The 17,637-nt window shown below is 54.2% G+C and carries 14 protein-coding genes; 5 read left to right on the plus strand and 9 right to left on the minus strand.

Annotated elements, in window-relative coordinates:
* Positions 1-117: 117 nt before the first annotated feature.
* The 6 genes from NSS83_RS08940 to NSS83_RS08965 form a co-directional block, all read right to left on the minus strand.
* A complete protein-coding gene (locus tag NSS83_RS08940; protein WP_341348058.1) occupies positions 118-1,473 on the minus strand; it encodes a glycoside hydrolase family 30 beta sandwich domain-containing protein in 1,356 nt (451 codons plus the stop codon).
* A gap of 61 nt (positions 1,474-1,534) precedes the next feature.
* Positions 1,535-3,175 carry a sugar ABC transporter substrate-binding protein gene (locus NSS83_RS08945; protein ID WP_341184767.1) on the minus strand — a complete coding sequence of 547 codons (1,641 nt, stop codon included), beginning with the start codon at positions 3,173-3,175 and terminating at the stop codon, positions 1,535-1,537.
* Positions 3,176-3,208: 33 nt separating this feature from the next.
* On the minus strand, positions 3,209-4,096 hold the full coding sequence (locus NSS83_RS08950; RefSeq protein WP_341184766.1) for a carbohydrate ABC transporter permease: 888 nt from the start codon (positions 4,094-4,096) through the stop codon (positions 3,209-3,211).
* A gap of 13 nt (positions 4,097-4,109) precedes the next feature.
* Complete coding sequence (locus NSS83_RS08955; RefSeq protein WP_341184765.1) at positions 4,110-5,105, minus strand: ABC transporter permease subunit; 996 nt, start codon at positions 5,103-5,105, stop codon at positions 4,110-4,112.
* A 125-nt stretch (positions 5,106-5,230) separates the two neighbouring features.
* Positions 5,231-6,250 (minus strand): LacI family DNA-binding transcriptional regulator, encoded by a 1,020-nt coding sequence (locus NSS83_RS08960; protein ID WP_036698589.1) that lies wholly within the window; start codon positions 6,248-6,250, stop codon positions 5,231-5,233.
* A 306-nt stretch (positions 6,251-6,556) separates the two neighbouring features.
* Positions 6,557-7,321 carry a YheC/YheD family protein gene (locus tag NSS83_RS08965; protein ID WP_341184764.1) on the minus strand — a complete coding sequence of 255 codons (765 nt, stop codon included), beginning with the start codon at positions 7,319-7,321 and terminating at the stop codon, positions 6,557-6,559.
* Positions 7,322-7,539: 218 nt separating this feature from the next.
* On the opposite strand from NSS83_RS08965, the gene NSS83_RS08970 reads away from it, so the two are divergent.
* Entirely contained in the window at positions 7,540-8,355 is an 816-nt protein-coding gene (locus tag NSS83_RS08970; protein ID WP_341185249.1) for a DUF6492 family protein, read from the plus strand.
* 15 nt (positions 8,356-8,370) lie between these two features.
* Positions 8,371-9,384: a sugar phosphate nucleotidyltransferase gene (locus tag NSS83_RS08975; RefSeq protein WP_341348059.1), complete on the plus strand. Its 1,014-nt coding sequence runs from the start codon at positions 8,371-8,373 to the stop codon at positions 9,382-9,384.
* A gap of 452 nt (positions 9,385-9,836) precedes the next feature.
* On the opposite strand, the gene NSS83_RS08980 is transcribed toward NSS83_RS08975, so the two are convergent.
* Both NSS83_RS08980 and NSS83_RS08985 read right to left on the minus strand, forming a co-directional pair.
* Positions 9,837-10,631 carry a Nif3-like dinuclear metal center hexameric protein gene (locus NSS83_RS08980; RefSeq protein ID WP_341184762.1) on the minus strand — a complete coding sequence of 265 codons (795 nt, stop codon included), beginning with the start codon at positions 10,629-10,631 and terminating at the stop codon, positions 9,837-9,839.
* A gap of 91 nt (positions 10,632-10,722) precedes the next feature.
* Positions 10,723-12,807: an alpha-glucuronidase family glycosyl hydrolase gene (locus tag NSS83_RS08985; RefSeq protein WP_341184761.1), complete on the minus strand. Its 2,085-nt coding sequence runs from the start codon at positions 12,805-12,807 to the stop codon at positions 10,723-10,725.
* Positions 12,808-13,001: 194 nt separating this feature from the next.
* Here NSS83_RS08985 and NSS83_RS08990 point away from each other — a divergent pair, with 194 nt between their 5' ends.
* Positions 13,002-13,907, plus strand: coding sequence for a helix-turn-helix domain-containing protein (locus NSS83_RS08990; protein WP_341348060.1), 906 nt, complete (start codon positions 13,002-13,004; stop codon positions 13,905-13,907).
* Positions 13,908-14,015: 108 nt separating this feature from the next.
* Here NSS83_RS08990 and NSS83_RS08995 read toward each other — a convergent pair whose 3' ends face one another.
* The gene (locus tag NSS83_RS08995) at positions 14,016-14,669 is read right to left on the minus strand and encodes a GntR family transcriptional regulator (RefSeq protein WP_341184759.1); all 654 of its coding nucleotides are present in this window, start codon (positions 14,667-14,669) and stop codon (positions 14,016-14,018) included.
* A gap of 226 nt (positions 14,670-14,895) precedes the next feature.
* Here NSS83_RS08995 and uxuA point away from each other — a divergent pair, with 226 nt between their 5' ends.
* Together uxuA and NSS83_RS09005 are read left to right on the plus strand one after the other, a co-directional pair.
* Positions 14,896-15,972: a mannonate dehydratase gene (uxuA, locus tag NSS83_RS09000; protein WP_341184758.1), complete on the plus strand. Its 1,077-nt coding sequence runs from the start codon at positions 14,896-14,898 to the stop codon at positions 15,970-15,972.
* Entirely contained in the window at positions 15,973-17,589 is a 1,617-nt protein-coding gene (locus NSS83_RS09005; RefSeq protein WP_341184757.1) for a mannitol dehydrogenase family protein, read from the plus strand. It begins immediately after the preceding gene.
* Positions 17,590-17,637 lie beyond the last annotated feature (48 nt).

The raw sequence follows: 17,637 nt of genomic DNA on the forward strand, positions 1-17,637 counted from the left end.
TTGTAATCGGTTTTCCGTATACACTCCGCCAGGGCGATATTCCCTTGCTGCTTTCCAAAAAAGACTCAGGCTGTCCGGAAAATTCCGGCAGCCTGAGTCTTCATCTATACTAAACCACTACTTCCTCTTACACGCCACCTTCACCGAAACCGCGCCCTTCGCGGCGATAGAGCAGGTCAGCAGCTCCTCCCCCTCCAGCCGCACAGACACGGTCTCTACGGCTTCGCTGTCGTTGAACAGGACGGCGGCTAGCGAGCCGTCCGCGTTGCGGAAGGCAACCGAGCGCAGATGCTCCCGGCTGGCGTTAGAAGCCAGGCGCAATGCCCCGGGACGGATCACCTTGCTGAAGTGTGCCAATGCGTAATAATCCAGGGTATAGGTCAGCTCCCGGGTCTGCTGGTTGACGGTCACTACCCCGCGGCAGGTGCTCTGGCCGAAGCCGGGCACGGTGGGGCCGTTCTGCTCATCTAAGGCCATATTCCATAGCACGAATGACTTGCTGTGATTCCGCAGAATCTCAATACCCGTGCGCATCACATTGGAGAAGGCCTGCTCGAACGGGGGAATCCATTCCCCGCCCGAGCCTTCGGTGAAATGCACCTCTGTATCCGGGTAAGCCGCCAGCACTTCCGACTGGGCTGACGGCGCACCGCCATACCAGTGCCAGGCCACACCGTCTACCTCCGCTTCCGCTCCCTTCAGCACAGACAGCGGATAATCCGGCCGGTCCCAGTTATGATCGTAGCAGAAGATTTTGGTGTCCAGCCCGTGCTCCTGGAAGGCCGGCTTCAGATAATCCCGGATGAACTCCCGCTGCTCCTCCGGCAGCATCAGCATGCTGGGGTAGTGCTGCGGTTCATAGAGCGGTTCGTTCTGCACAGTGACAGCATAGATAGGTAAGCCATGAGCGGCATAAGCCTGAATGAAGCGGACGAAATAATCCGCATACACCTGGTAGTGCTCCGGCTTCAGACTCCCTGCGATCATCGAGCCGCTGGTCTTCATCCAGCCCGGGGCGCTCCACGGCGAAGCCATCAGCTTAAGCTCAGGATTAAGCCTGAGTGCCTCCTGCACCAGCGGAATGATGTCCGCTTCATCATGGGCAATGGAGAATCTGGCTAATGCCGGATCGCTCCCGCCTTCAGGCATATCGTTATAGCTGTAAACCATTCTGGCATAATCCGATGCCCCCATGGGATTGCGCAGGAAGGACAAGCCGATGCCCTCCAGCGGATCGAACAGCTTCTGCATAACCTCCGTCCGCTGCCCGGCATCAAGCACCAGATGGATCAGGTAGGCGGCCGAGTCGGTGAAGGAAGCTCCGAAGCCATCCATCACCTGATACGTTTGACCGGCATCTATTTCAATGGTGGCAGTTAGCGCATCGGCCGGTAGCCGCGGCAGCTCTGCGGCCACTTGCTCCACAAACAGCTCATCCTCACCGTTAGAGTGGTACATGATAATTTCACGCATAGGTTATCCCTCCATCTTTTTATAGAAAAGGGCCCAAGCGGGCTCCTTCCATGTATCATGCTTACTTAATGCCCAGCTTCTCCTTGTTGGCCTTCATCTTCTCGCTGCGGACCTCGACAATCTTGTCCCAGTTGTTCTTATCCAGGAAGGCCTTGTGCTCCGCCAGAACACTGTCGAAGGTTGCATCGTCCTTCGCACGGATCATGCTGACCAGCGTAGTGTTCCAGTTCGTATTAATGGCCGTCTGGCCGCGGGCCTCCGGCGTTCCCTGATCCGGGTTAATGTTCTCCAGGATGAAGTGCGGCTTCAGCTTGCCTTTGCCCCATTCCTGCATCTGCTTGATCGACTCGGGGAAAGCGTCCTTGCTCAGCGCTTTGTGGCGGTCATGTCCGAAGAACATGAATTCGCCCATCCGGTAGTCCTTCTTGAACTTATCCGCATTATTAAGCTGCAGGTCTTTCACTTCCGGCAGCAGCTCAACTGTACTGTCCGGGTTCAATTTATACGTCACGCCTTCAACCCCGTAGTTCATCAGCTTCTGCCCTTCCTCGCTCAGCAGGTAGGTGAAGATTTGAATCGCTTTGGCCGGGTCCTTGCAATTCTTCGTAATGTAATTGATCATCCAGCCGGTAATCCCGGATTGATTGAGGGTCGGCTGATGCCCTACGGTGCTCTGCGGCCCGTCAACAGCCATATACTCCTTACCTGGATTGGCACTCATGAAAATCTGCAGATTGCCGCCCTGCTGAGGTGTACCGTCAAGCAGCATCGTTGCATATTTGCCGGATTTCACCTTTTCCTCAAAGCCGGTTCCGTCATCCGCGAAGCTGTCATCACTGATCGCCCCGTCCCGGTACACGGCATTCAGCGTCCGCAGCCAAGTCAGATAATCCTCATCCAGATTGCGGTTGTAGAACTTGCCGTCCTCCGTCTCCAGCGGAACGCCGATGAAATCCTGCAGCGCATCGCCGAGCGAGCCGGTCCCTTCTCCAATTGCGTTGAACCCGAAGGGAATCATGTCCGGGAACTTGGCCTTAATCTCACTCATTGACTTCCTGAAGGCCTCCGGGGTCCCGAAGTCAGGGCTGCCAAGCGTCTCATACACATCCTTGCGGATGACAAAAGCCGTCTTCGCCGGAATATTGCCGCTGTCATAATCCGCTTGGGTATTGGAATAGTTCGGATAACCGTAGGTTTTGCCGTCCTTCAGCTGGAACCAGTTCAGCGTGTCGGCAGCGGCCACCTTGTTGAAATACGGATCATACTTCTCCGCCAGCTCGTTCAGCGGAAGCGCCCAGGTGGCGGCCTTCTGCACAACCGGGGAATTGGAGTCGAAGATGGTCAGCAGATCCGGCATATCGCCGCCCGCGAAGAATGTATTCAGCTTCGTATCGTCCCCGGTAATGAACTTGATATTAATGTTCAGATCCTCTTTGATCTTCTTAGTGACTACATCCTTGCCGAAGTCCGTGTTCCACCAGTCCGCGTTCACATACCAGGTTAAGTCCGTAGGCTCCTCTTTCTTATCCAGCTGCCAGGCCGGAGTCTCCGGGTCTACCGTATACCGGCCTTCAAGTGATACCTCTACTTCCTTAGTGGAACCGCCGCCGGAGCTGCACCCTGCCGCCACCAGCATAGCTGCCATCAGGAGCAGCGCGGGCTTCAGTGTCTTTTTGCCGAGAACCTTAGTCATCTTGATCATCTTCGTGACCTCCTATAATGTAGTGAACCTCTTCTACTCCTTGACCGCTCCCAGCATCATGCCGGAGATGAAGTACCGCTGAAGAATGGGATACATCGCAACAATTGGCAGCGTAGTAATAACAATAGTCGCCAGCTGTACTCCTTTGGTGGTGGTCTCAATGACGACGGAGCCTCCGATATTCTGCATGGACTGGGTCTGCGACTGCACAATAATCTCATATAGCTTCATCTGCAGCGGGTAGAGCGCCTGATCGGTAATGTACAGCTTCGTGGTCATGAAGTCGTTCCATTGTCCCACCCCGTTGAACAGGGCGATGGTTGCCATCGCGGGCATGGAGAGCGGAATGAAGATTTTCAGGAAAATATGCCAATCGCCTGCGCCGTCAATCTTAGCCGACTCCTCCAGCGAATCCGGCACGTTACGGAAAAAGTTCATCAGAATCACCACATCGTAATAGCTGAATAATGCGGGGATAATGTAGACCCAGAAGGTGTTCAGCAGCCCGAGCGATTTGATCAGCAGATACGTCGGAATCATTCCGCCGGAGAAAAACATCGTGATCACACCCATCGCCACATACAGCTTGCGGCCTCGGATATATCTTTTGCTGAGCCCGTAGCCGATCATTGCGCAAAAGAACACGTGGGTGATCACCCCGATGAATGTCTTGGCGACCGAGACCACGAAGGATTGGCCGATCGTGCTGTCATTGAAGACCGCCCGGTAATTCTCCAGTGAGAATTCTTTGGACCAGAAAATGAATCCGCCTTCGGCAAGCGCCCTGCCCGAACTAAGGGAGGAGATAATGACGTTCCATAAGGGAACGAGGATAATAACCATGAAGCAGACCAACAACACCTTATTTACCGCATCAAAGATCCGGCTGTCGAGATCTTCCCGTATGACCTTCCGATTCACTCTAACGCCCCCTCTACAACACGGATTGATTATCGTTCAATTTACTGGTGACCTTGTTGGCCATAAGCAGCAGGATTACTGAAACAATGGAGACACCGAGGCCGACAGCCGTAGCATAAGAGAAATCGCCCTGCGTCATCCCCATCCGGTAGACATAGGAATTGATGACCTCTGCTTTCTCCCGGTTCTGCGAGTTCATCAAGACCAGCGTCTGATCCAGATTCGAGCCGAGTAAGCCGCTTACCGTAAGGATCAGGTTCAGGCTGATGATCGCCTTCATGTTCGGAAGGGTGATATTCCAGATCTGGCGCAGCCGTCCGGCTCCATCAATCCGGGCAGCTTCGTAGTAGGTGGGGTCGATCTTAGCCATAATGGCCAGATACAGAATCGTGCCCCATCCGGCTTCCTTCCAGATATCCGACAGCGTGGCAATCCACCAGTACTTGCCTGCATCCAGCAGGATGTTGGATGGCTTCGAGATCAGCCCGAGGTTCAGCAGCAGCTCATTGAACAAGCCGGAAGTAGAGAACCAGGTAATCAGCATCCCGCCCAGGACGATCCACGACAGGAAATGCGGCAGGTAGGAGATCGTCTGGACGAATTTTTTGAAGCGGCCCATGTTCAGCTCATAGATCATAATGGCGAGAATAATCGGAATGATGAACCCGATCCCAAGCTTCAGGAAGCTGATGCCCAGCGTATTGATAACAGCATCCCAGAAGTATTCGTCCGACAAAATAATCCTGAAGTTATCCAGTCCCACCCAGGGTGCAGTGGATAAGGTATCAATGACCGTGTAATTCTTAAAAGCAATGGTCAGCCCGTAGATGGGTATGTAGCAGAAAATAATCATAAAAATAATGCCTGGCAGCACCATCGACTGAATCTCCCACTGCCTCTTGTAATCGGTTACAAACTCTTTAATCCGCTGCCCCATGGGCTTCTTGGCGGACGGGGGTATTGCTGGCGGGATGGAAGCTGATGCAACAGACGCTGATGTTTTATTCATGATCTTGTCCCCCTCTCCATTGAGATATCCAGATGGTGCTCACATTGGTGCACAAAGCAATAAAAACGTTTTTATTTTGGCGCAAAAAATCCCCCTCCTGTAAAATCAGTTTCACCCGCTGCCCTCTATCTGCGGTCCTTCCGCTCCAGCTTCACATGACTTGAGCCTCTTACGACAAGCTCGCCCTGCAGCTTCTGTGCCGCACCCTGCTCCTTGTCCTGAATCATGCGGACCAGATGATCAATCGCCAGCATGCCCTGTCTTGCAATCTGATTCCTTACCGTCGTGAGCGGCGGCGAATAATAAGGTGCGATATCAATATCATCGAAGCCCATCACGCTGACATCCTGCGGCACTTCATAACCGTAGCTCTTGAGCGCTTGAATACAGCCCATTGCACTGATATCATTGCCGGCCAGGAAGGCGTCAGGGACTCGTGCGGGATGCAGACGGAGGTAAGACTTCACGGCATTATAGGTGCTGTCCTCCTCAAAATACCCCTGAAGGATAAAATCCTCCTCCACCGGAAGCTGGTATTCACGCAGCGCGGCCAGATAGCCTTCCTTCCGCTGCACGCTGTCAAACATCGTGTCCACGCCGGAGATATAGGCAATCCGCTTATGCCCCAGGCTGATTAAATACTTCGTAGCCTCATAGCCTGATTCATAGGAATCAAAGATAATGCTGCCCATTCCTTCATCCTCCAGCACCCTGTCCAGAAACACCGCCTTGATCTTGTCTTTCTTCATCGCGGCAATGTCCTGCTCGTCGATCCCCAGCTCCTCATAGATAATGACACCATCTACCCGTCTTCCGAGGATGTTGCTCATAATCACTTGTTTGTCCTTGGTGACAAATACATTCAGGCCATAGCCCATGCGGTCGCACTGACGGGACATGGATTCTACCAGCTTGTAGAAGTACGGACCGGACACACTTGTCGTGAAGAATCCCAGCATCTTCGTGGTCCCCGATTTCAGCAGCTTGCCGTTCAGATTCGGAACGTAATTCAGGCGCTGGGCCACCTTCAGAATATGGGCTTTGGTCTCCGGGCTCAGCACATCCACATCATTCAGGGCGTTGGAGACCGTTGAGATGGAGACCCCGGCTTCCCGTGCGACATCCTTGATCGTTATCTTAGCCATATCAATGTTCCTTTTTGATAAAAACGTTTTTATTGACTATAAAGTAACATGAAACCGCTTTAAATACAACACTTTTTCTCATGAGCTTGTCCTGCCACCTTTATACGCTTAATGATTACCTTGAATATCCACCCTTCCGGAGGGAGGGTATGTGGTTAAATTTATCTTATTTTACTATAAAGTACCGGGAGTTCGCTATGTCTTCTCACGCAGGCGGCTGAGGAGAAGACATAGCGGCCGATCAGCAGATGGGCGAACCCCCTGCGGTATTGATGTACTTGCTTTGCAGCCTGACTACTACACAGCCTAACGGCATTTCCGCTTCAGACCCAGCCCACGGTATCTCATGACCCTGCGGTACATAGATTTATCCTTCAGCTGATTAAAAATGTATGGGTCAGGATTCATATTCACTTCAATAATCCACGGCTTCCGCGCGCGGTCCAGTCCGACGTCTACACCGAACTGCCGGTGGTGCGGATAAGTCTTTTTCAGCTGCTGCGCTATGCGTATGCCCAGCCGGTTCATTTCTCCCTTAAGCTGCACAAGCTGCTGCGCAGACAGATGGGTGGAGAGCAAATGCTCTACTGCGGTCGGTTTGCCGCCGCTGTGGTAATTGGTCACAATTTTGCGCGGATGCCCGAGCCGCCCGATAATTCCGGTAGCCTCCCATACACCCTTGGGACTGAGCTGCACCATCACCCGGATATCGAAGCGCCGCCCGTGATGCTTCAGCAGGTGGATGCCTTTTTGCAGCAGATAGCTCCTCTTGCCGATTCTTGCCGCCAGACTGTGATGAAAAGCCTCAAACGTAGCGAACCGGCGCACGGTCTCCTCATACTGATACATATATCCCTGCCGGTCCCTCCGCTCCGCGCGGATCACGCCCATGCCATACGTTCCCCGTTCCGGCTTGATATAGATCATTCCATAACCGTGCATCATCTGCTCCAGATTACGCCTGTTAAATCTCCGGGTATCGGGGATGAACGCCTTGATTGTCTCGTTCTTAAGCAGCAGTTGTGTCTTATACCATTTGCTCTGACCTGACTGAACCTTTTTAGCTGTCACTTATGCACTCTCCTGTCCGGGCTGGGAGTCAACACTTTTTTTTTACATAAAAATACATATTCACTGCATCCTATGCCGGTGGAGGCGCCATGGAATATATCATTTGCCCCGTATGAAAAGATTAACTTGGTGCAGGATGATTGCCCTCTCCATCCCAGCTGCGCAGGCATACCCTAGTGAAGACGATCAAATGTCAATATATGTATGGAGATGAATCCATGTCCGTTGCTGCCGTAAGTGTAACCTCAAGCGCTCCGCCGATCGATGTCCTGATTCCTGCTATTGAAAAAGATCTCGCCACTCTCCCTTATGTGATTGATAGTCTTCGCCGTTATGTCCAGCACCCTATCAGCAATATTTACATTGTCTCGCCGGAGAATAGTAGAATCAGACAGCTGTGCTCCCGGAAAGCTTGCGTCTTTGTCAATGAAACCACCGTCCTGCCATTCACCAAAAAAGCGATCCGCTATTCCTCCTCCCGCTGGAACCGGTCAGGCTGGCTGTATCAGCAGCTGCTCAAGATGAACGGGGATCAGGTGTGCCGCGAGAAGTATTTCCTGGTCATTGATGCAGATACGGTGCTCATCCGTCCCCATCGCTTCCGTTCCGGCGGGAAAAGCATCTTCTATTGCCGCAGCTGGAGCCAGCCAGAGTATTTCCGCACCTACCGCAAGCTGCTCGGTGTACCTGCGCCTTCGCCCAAGTCGTTCGTGACCCACTATATGCTGTTCGAGTCCGCGAAGCTGGCCAGTCTCAAAAGAAAAATAGCAGCCCGGCACGGCATGTCCTGGCATGCGGCTATTCTGCACTCCATCAACAAGAAGCGGCAGTTCGGCTTCTCTGAATTTGAGACCTATGCCAACTATGTGTACAGCTTAAACCGCACCTCTGTGGTGCTCAAAAATGCCAATAATAAAGCGCTGAAGACCCCGGCGGGCTCATTGGGAAAAAAGCAGATAAGCAAGTATGCCCATACTTACCGTTCGCTCTCCTTCCATCAGCGCAAGGGATACTCCACTCCGGGCAAGCCTTAAGGAGGCAGGATATTGATGCATACTATTCTTCTGTGCGGCGGCTCCGGCCAGCGGCTGTGGCCCCTGTCCGGCAGCATCCGCTCCAAGATGTTCCTGCAGCTGCTGCCTGCACCGGGCGGGGGCACAGAATCCATGATCGGGCGGGTATGCCGTCAGCTCGCTCAGGCCGGGCTGGATGAATCCCTGTTGTTCGTAGCCCATCAGGAGCAGGTGGCTCTCACGCAGCGGCATACCGGGAGCAATTATCCGGTAATCGGAGAGCTATACAAGCGCGGGACCTTCACTGCTGCCGCGTTCGGCGCGCTGCACTTGCTTGCCGCCGGAAAGGCACAGCCGGAGGATATCATCTGCATCGCTCCGGCTGACATGTACGCGGATGATGATTTTTTCCGCCAGTTCCATCGATTCGAGGCCATTCTGGCCGATTCTGGGGCCGAACTCCTCCTGCTTGGAACGAGACCTTCATCTCCCTCAGAGCAATACGGCTATATCGTCCCGTCACAGGAGGACGCTGGCGGGTATGCTCCGGTATTATCTTTTGCTGAGAAGCCGGATAAGGTTAAAGCCCTGGAGCTGATGCGGGAGAAGGCCTTATGGAATTGCGGGGTATTCGCTGTGCGGCTGGGCTTCCTGCTGGAGCATCTGGAGAGGCTGGAGCTGCCTGTGGAATTGACAGCATTAACCGCACAGTATCCAGAGCTCCCGGTCCGCAGCTTCGACAAGGAAGTGGCAGAGCGCAGCACCAAAGCGGTTGTCGTAAGGCATGAAGGGGAATGGTCCGACCTGGGAAGCTGGGATACGCTGACGGCCCGGCTGCCGTCACAGGTCATTGGAGTAGGAGGGCTATGGGGAGAATGCGGAGACAGTTATCTTATTAACGAGCTGGAGGTGCCGCTGCATGTCATTGGGGTCTCCGGGATAGTCGCCATAGCCGGTCCCGAAGGCATTCTCATCGCAGATAAGAAGAACGCTAACATGATCAAGGAGATTCTGGCGGAGAATGAGCGGCGGCGGCAGGACTGCCCCTGATTAAAATAACCCCACAAAGTGAGGCTTTAGCTTCGATGATGACTCAGGTACTTTGCGGGGACCCCAAAACATATAAATCTTTTTAAAAAAACGCTACTGACAACTTTATGTCAGTAGCGTTACTATATTAGTCGCATTTATAGAACCCTGTGCTGTATACTGTTTTTCACATACATTCGGTCCGTGTGCCTGCTTGCGAGCATAATGTATACTGTTTTCCACATACATTCGGTTCGTGTGCCTGCTTGCGAGCACAATGTATACTGTTTTCCACATACATTCGGTCCGTGTGCCTGTTTGCGAGCATAATGTATGCTGTTTTCCACATACATTCGGTCCGTGTGTCGCTGTACCAGCCAATTGCTATTCGGTTCTAAGTTTCCGGAGCAAGTACAAAGAGATATCCCAAACGGCCTTCGCAGACGGTTCGGGATATCTCTAAACTATGCTAATTATAGGATTTGAAACACTGGCTGCTCCGGAATAAAGCGCACCGGCACCTCCGGGAACTGCCGGCTCAGCCGCTCTGCCAGCAGCTTCATTCCCGGCGCTTCGCTCTCGGCATGGCCGAGCATGATGAGTGCCCTGTCCTTGCCCTGCCGGACCGCGTCGCGGATATACTCAGGCACCTCCCATTCGAAGCCTTCACCGGCGATGACCAGATCAAGCGACTCCTGCTCATATATCGGGATGACCGTACTGCCGTTTCCCCGGAAACCCACCAGCACCCCCACCTTGGAGCATGTGGCAGAGAGGTTCCCGGCAACGCGTACATAGGGAATGTTCAGCTTCCGCTTCACATATGCAGCAGTCTCCGAGACGGTCATATCAGGAATAGTGAGGATCGATACCTCAGGCAGATGCCGCTCTATATATTGCTCCCACTCCAGCTCCCGTAGCAGCCCTTCCACGATTCCGTCCAGTGTATAGCGGTGTATCGTGTCATGGAAGCGGTAGATGCCTACCCCGCTGCTTGTAATCAGTGCAGACTTCTCCTGGTAGACGGAATCCTGCTCCCACTCGCTCCCGTGACCTTGGTGGCTATAAAATACACCTTCATGCGTGATTACCAGATTCGCGCCAAGCCGGACCGCCTGCTCCACCACATATTGCGAAGCGGCGAAGGCAGTCACGATTCCCTGCACTTCTGTTCCCGCAGCGTCCGGCGCAAGCTTATCCACCGTATTCGCGGGCAGCTGTACCCCTGCATTCAAGTGCTCCATCACATCACTGAAAGTCAGTGCCATGAGATCTTCTCCTCCTTGATGTTACCCGAATGAGTTCCCGGCACAGCCTGTCAAAAGACAGGACAGGGCCGTCAGGTACACAGATGCTCCCTTAGTAGATGGTCCGGCATAATGCATCTGCAATTCCGCTCTTGCGGTAGAAATACGTATTAATCTGGTCACGCCATTCCTTGGCATGAGCCGCCTGCCCCTTAAGGCGTTCCTCCACCTGAGTGTACAGGCCGTCTGCGATGCTGCCCTTCAGTCCGCTCCAGGCGTCCAGCAGCCCTTCAGCACGCTCTGCACCCTCGAAATGCGTATCGTAGATATGCTGGATCACGGTTTTGCCGGAATGCAGCACATGAGTGTATGGTACATGGTGGAAGAACAGCAGCAGCTCATCCGGGCATTCCTCCAGCGAATCATAACGCACAGCGTTGCTGCCCATGTACTGAGCGCTGTAGCCGGTACCGGTATTCACGGTACGGTCTACCCCGATGCCCTGATGATCGGCATAGTGGTAGGTGCCCCACATGGAATATTCATAGCCGTCCACATTCGGGCCGTAGTGATGCTCGGGATTGATCATCCAGCCTACGCCAAGCGGCGAGGTATAAGACTCATAGATCTCCCAGGAATCCAGCAGAATCCGGCTGATTACCCCGGCTACCGCGGTGTCCGCACCAAACGTCAAGGCGATCCATTCTTCCGCAATCTCTTCCGCGCTCAGCTCAGGATTCCAGGCCAGCCGGCCGAAGCCGTAGAGATTCGCCTGGGCCAGCAGATGGCCGGTCCAGTTCCGGTCATTGCCCACATTGGATACCGCCGCAATTCCGCTCAGGCGGTTGCCCCACAGCGATCCGTCAACGATCCGCTTCACCGGAGCCGGGCCGCCTTTGGCCTGCGTATCGAAATCCATAATCTCCTTCCACTGCGGAACGAGATAGCAGACATGACGCTGCTGTCCGGTATATTCCTGGGCGATCTGGAATTCGATCACATGGTTCGTCCGTTCCAGGGCGCCAAAGAGCGGAGAGACCGGCTCTCTGACCTGGAAATCCATCGGGCCGTTCTTGATCTGCAGAATGACGTTATCATGGAACTGGCCGTCCAGCGGCTTGAAATGGTCATAAGCCGCTCTGGCCCGGTCCGTCTTGCGGTCACGCCAGTCCTGCTTGCAGTTGTATACAAAACAGCGCCAGATGACGATACCGCCATAAGGCTCCAGGGCTTCCGCCAGCATGTTGGCCCCGTCTGCATGGTTCCGCCCGTAAGTGAACGGGCCGGGCCGGTTCTCCGAATCGGCCTTGACCACGAAGCCGCCGAAATCGGGAATAGCCGCATAGATGTCAGCCGCTCTCGTCTTCCACCATTCCCGTACACCTGCATCCAGCGGATCAGCCGTACCGACTTCTCCTTCATGCATAGGTCCGGCGAAGTTCACGCACAGGAACAGGCGGATGCCATAGATGCGGAAAATATCGGCGATTCCCGCCACATCCGGCAGATAGGTAGAGATAAACAGTGTCTCAAGTGCATGAACGTTAACATTATTGATCGCTATTGCGTTAATGCCGGCGGTAGACATCAGCCGCGCATAGTCTGTAATCCGGTCCATATCCTTCGTGAACTGATTATTCTCATACAGGAAGGATCTGCCGGAATAGCCGCGCTCCACACTGCCGTCGAAATTATCCCAATGATTAATTATCCGCAGCGAATTCAACGGATTCACTACTTCATCCAGATGCTCAATGTCCTTGCCGCTGGCGATCAGCCGCAGAAGATGGAAGACACCGTATAACACGCCTGCCTGGGAGGAAGCCCCTACAGCAATGCATTTACGGGACTGGCTGGTACGAATGGCGAATCCTTCCGGTCCCACAGCCTGGACCGTCTTGTCCTCGAACAAGCCCTGAATCAGCGGATGATCCCCCGCGAAGGTGCCGAAGGCCACACCGAATTCTTCCGGCTGCGGCTTGGAGACAGCCTCAAGGTCCAATAGCGAGGCAATGCCTCTTGTCCATTCCTGAAGTGCAGCCTGGATGGTCTCCCCGCCTTCTGTAACGGATACCGCTCCGCACCATTTCACATATTGCTTATATAGGGGGCCTTGTGGAAGCTTAGGATAGCTTAACCACGCATTGTATCCGCTGTCATATTGTGCAGCATACTCATTCCCGGATTGTTGTCTCATGTCCATATCTCCTCCGTATCCATCTTGTATACTAGATTTCATTCAGGTTCATCCTACCATGCAGCCGCAGCCCCGGAACATTGTCAAATCACGCTAATATTTACCCAAATCAAGCAGAATCCTGTATACTAAGAACAAGTGTACAGCTGGTACATACCTGTCACATGAACGCAAAGTATCAGGGGGCGATCCTATTGGTTGCAGCTTTTGAACCGCCGGTCCCGGGCCAAAGCCTTAGTGAAACTATCATCCCGGATGTGAAAACCACGCTCAACCTCTTCGGCATGCATCTGCGTAAGGTGAGCGGGGAATGGGATTATCCGCAGCACGCCCATCCCCAATATGAATTCAATTATGTGCTTGAAGGGGAGCAGCAGCTCACAGTCAACAACCACAGCTACCTCCAGCGCGCCGGGGATCTGGTCCTCTTGAGGCCGGGCGATATCCATTCCAGCCGCAGTGGAAACGGCGGGGCCTTCACCTATTTCTGCATCCATTTCGATATCGATGACAAGCTGTTCATTTCACTTCTCAGCCGGCTGAATCATGTATTGTTCACCTCAGAGAGCAATGTTGCCCATAGATTAGGACCGCTCCTCAGCAGGCTGGTGGAGATTTCCACCTCCGGCTCCGGCAGCATCACGATCTCCCAGCGCATGAGGCTGCAGTCCGCCGTCTTCGAGCTGTTCGCCCAGCTCTGGGAGGTCTTCTCCCTGGAGGCTGACAATTCCTCTCCGGGCACTTATGAGCGAATCGAGCTGGCCCACCAGATCCGCAGCCGCCTCCAGAGCCTGATCTACCAGCAGTTCAAGCAGGAGGTTCCCTATGACAGCCATTATGGCGTTGACGACATCGCCGCTGAGCTGGGGATCAGCCCCTCGCACTGCTACCGGGTCTTCCGCCAGGTATTCGGCCTCTCCCCACGCGTCTACCTCTCTGAGCAGATGCTGCATGAGGCCAAGGTACTGCTGGATGACCACAGTTTGACGGTCAGCCAGATCTCCGGCTTGCTCGGCTACCGCGATATCGCCCATTTCAGCAGACAGTTCAAGCGCTGGAGCGGCAAGTCGCCGCGGGAATACCGCGAGAGCAGGAGCTAGGCAGAGCGCGAAGCCTGTACAGATTTATATTTAGTAAAAGCCTGCCTTCATCGTTGATGAGGGCGGGCTTTGTGCGCTATTGCGGGTGGGGCTTGATGAAGGCCCGCCCTATTTTTTGATATACGTGGCGAAATGCTCCTGGAGGTTCTTGGAGTCGATATCCGCCCGCAGATGATGGTGCAGCAGCTCGTCGATCCCCGCGGTGTCGCCCTGCACGATATAATCCAGAAGCTGCTGATGCTCCTGCTGAATCGCCGTCAGCTTCTCGTCCTTCAGCATATGCAGCTTGCGGTAGCGGATGTAGTGCACATTGAACTGCTGGAGCACGCCCCACAGGAACTCACGCCCGGCCAAGCCGAACATCGTGCGGTGGAACTGGTCATCCAAGTGCAGGAATACCTCCGCCCCCTCCGCCTGCTCGATACACTTCTGCTGCTGTGCAAGGTTGTCCCTTAGCTCATGCAGCCCTTTTAACGGGATATTCCCGGCCAGCGACTTCATAATCTCCTTCTCCAGCACATTGCGCAGATAGATAATCTGTTCCACGGACTCCAGGTCTATGTAGGATACGAGATTGCCTTTTTTGGGATAGATATCGACGTATTGCTCCAGGGACAGCTGCTTCAGCACATCACGGATCGGCGTCCGCGACAGCTGGAAGCGCTCGGACAGAGCCGTCTCACTGATCATCGCCCCCGGCTTCAGCTCAAGGGAGAGAATCTCCTGCTTGAGGTAGGCCATTATTTCTTTTTTGGAAGTCATGGAATAGACCAACTTTCTGTTCGGGATTGTTCTTCCCCCCATTATATAGAAAAGGGATATGAATTTCATTGACAAAGATGTACACATATTCTATGATCATTACGAATCGAACTTGTATACAAGATTATGCCACATGTAACGCTGGTTCTGTAAGGTCAATTGTCACAAGGCTTCGGATGGTTATCATTTGTATTTATGCTTATCTTACTTAAGGAGGAAAATGACAATGAATATGACTTGGAGATGGTACGGCGAGGGCAACGACAACATCACTCTTGACCACATCCGTCAAATCCCGGGCGTTATGGGCATCGTCTGGTCGCTGCACCACAAGGTGGCCGGTGAGGTCTGGGAAATGGAAGAAATCCAGAAGGTTGCCGATCAGATCACAGCCAAGGGCTTCAGTACAGCGGTTGTTGAAAGCGTCAACGTTCATGATGATATCAAAATCGGACTGCCGTCCCGCGACAAATACATCGACATCTATATCGATACAATCCGCAAGCTCGCCAAGGTTGGCGTGAAGGTCATCTGCTACAACTTCATGCCGGTGTTCGACTGGACCCGTACCGAGCTGTATAAGGAGCTGCCGGACGGATCGAACGCCCTCTTTTATGAAAAGGCTGCCATTACCGATAATCCGCGCGCAATGGTAGACCGCATCCTGAAGGGTGCCGGACAATTCACCATGCCGGGCTGGGAGCCGGAGCGGCTGGCTAAGCTGGATGAGCTGTTCGCGGCCTATGCTGACGTTACCGAGGATAAATTGTTCGACAATCTGAAGTATTTCCTGGAGCGCATCATTCCGGTGTGTGAAGAAGTGGATATCAAAATGGCCATTCACCCGGATGATCCGGCCTGGCCGATCTTCGGACTGCCGCGCATTATCCGCAGCCGCGATACGATCCGCCGCTTCCTGGACATGGTGGACAGCCCGTATAACGGCCTGACCTTCTGCACCGGCTCGCTCGGAACGAACCCGGAGAATGATCTGCCGGCAATGATCCGCGAGTTCAGTGACCGGATTTATTTTGCCCATATCCGCAATGTGAAGGTGTTCGACAATGGAGACTTTATTGAAGTATCCCACCGTGGCCGTGATGGCAGCGTAGATGTGGCAGAGGTTGTTAAGGCGTACCATGAGAGCGGCTTCACCGGTTATGTGCGTCCGGACCACGGCAGACATCTCTGGGGCGAGGAGAAAAATTGCCGTCCAGGCTATGGCCTCTATGACCGGGCGATGGGGATCATGTATCTGCTGGGCGTATGGGACAGCCTGGACAATGTTAAGGAGGCCAAGTAAATGCTGAGTCTGAACAGAAGCAGCATTGCTGATCGGGCAGCCTGGGAAGCCGCAGGGGTAGAGCTGCCAAAGTTCGATTTCGCAGCGGTCGCGCAGAATACGCTTGCGAAGCCGGAGTGGGTTCACTTCGGGGCGGGCAATATTTTCAGAGGCTTCGTGGCGAATGCGCACCAGAAGCTACTGGACAGCGGCAAGGCCGACACCGGCATTATCGCCGCCGAGACCTTCGACTTCGAGATGATTGACAAGGTCTACAAGCCTTATGACAACCTGACTCTCTTGGTGCTGATGAATGCGGCGGGCGACTTCCAGAAGCGGATCGTCAGCAGCATCGTCGAAGGCATCACTGCAGACAAGACCCGGGAAGCGGATTACAGCCGGTTGACTGAGATTTTCGAAAACCCCAGCCTGCAGATGGCGAGCTTCACGATTACGGAAAAAGGCTATTCCCTAACCGGTCCTGATGGACAGTACCTGGGCATTGTGCAGAAGGACATCGCCGGCGGGCCGGAGCATCCGGTTCATGCGATGAGCATCGTGGCTTCCTTCGCCTACAAGCGTTACCTGAAGGGCCAGTACCCGATGACCTTCGTCAGCATGGACAACTGCTCGCATAACGGCGACAAGCTGAAGCAGGGCATGGTCACCATCGCCAAGGAATGGGCCGCTAAGGGCCATGTGGAGGAAGGGTTCGTCGCTTATCTGGAGGATGAGCAGAAGATCACCTTCCCGCTGTCCATGATTGACAAAATCACCCCGCGCCCGTCCGAATCCGTCCAGGCGGCACTGCTGGAACAGGGCATCGGCGGTATGGATGTCATCGTCACCTCCAAGAACACGTATACCGCTCCCTTCGTTAATGCGGAGATCAGCGAGTATCTGGTCATTGAGGACAAATTCACGAACGGCCGTCCGGCGCTTGAAGCAGCCGGCGTGATCTTCACGGACCGCGACACGGTTAACAACGTGGAGACGATGAAGGTAACCACCTGCCTCAACCCGCTGCATACGGCGCTGGCGGTCACCGGCTGTCTGCTCGGCTACACGCTGATCGCCGACGAGATGCAGGATGCTACGCTTCGTAAGCTTGTCGAGACTATCGGCTACAAGGAAGGACTGCCTGTTGTTGTTGATCCGGGCATCCTGAGTCCGAAGCAATTCCTGGACGAGGTGCTGCAGGAACGGTTCGCCAACCCGTTCATCCCTGACACTCCGCAGCGGATTGCCACGGATACCTCGCAGAAGGTTGGCATCCGCTTCGGTGAGACGATCAAATCGTATATCCGGCGGGAAGATCTGGACCCGTCGCAGCTGACCGCCATACCGCTTGCTATCGCTGCCTGGTGCCGGTACTTGCTCGGCGTGAATGATGAAGGCGCTGCCTTCACGCTCAGCCCTGACCCGCTGCTGGAATCGCTGCAAGCGCGGCTTGCGGGGATTACGCTGGGCGCAGATGCGGCTACGGCCGCTGGCGTGCGCGCGGTGCTGGAGGACCAGGCCATCTTCGGCGTGGACCTGTACGCCGCCGGACTGGGCGGGACGATCGAGGCCATGTTCACCGAGATGCTGGCCGGTCCGGGCGCGGTCCGGGCTACGCTGGAGAAGTATACCGCCTGAGTTGTGGGCCGGGTGTGTGCGAACACGCGAACATAAGTAAAAAGGCTA

The sequence above is a fragment of the Paenibacillus sp. FSL H3-0469 genome (assembly GCF_038051945.1).
Classification (GTDB): Bacteria; Bacillota; Bacilli; order Paenibacillales; family Paenibacillaceae; genus Paenibacillus_AQ.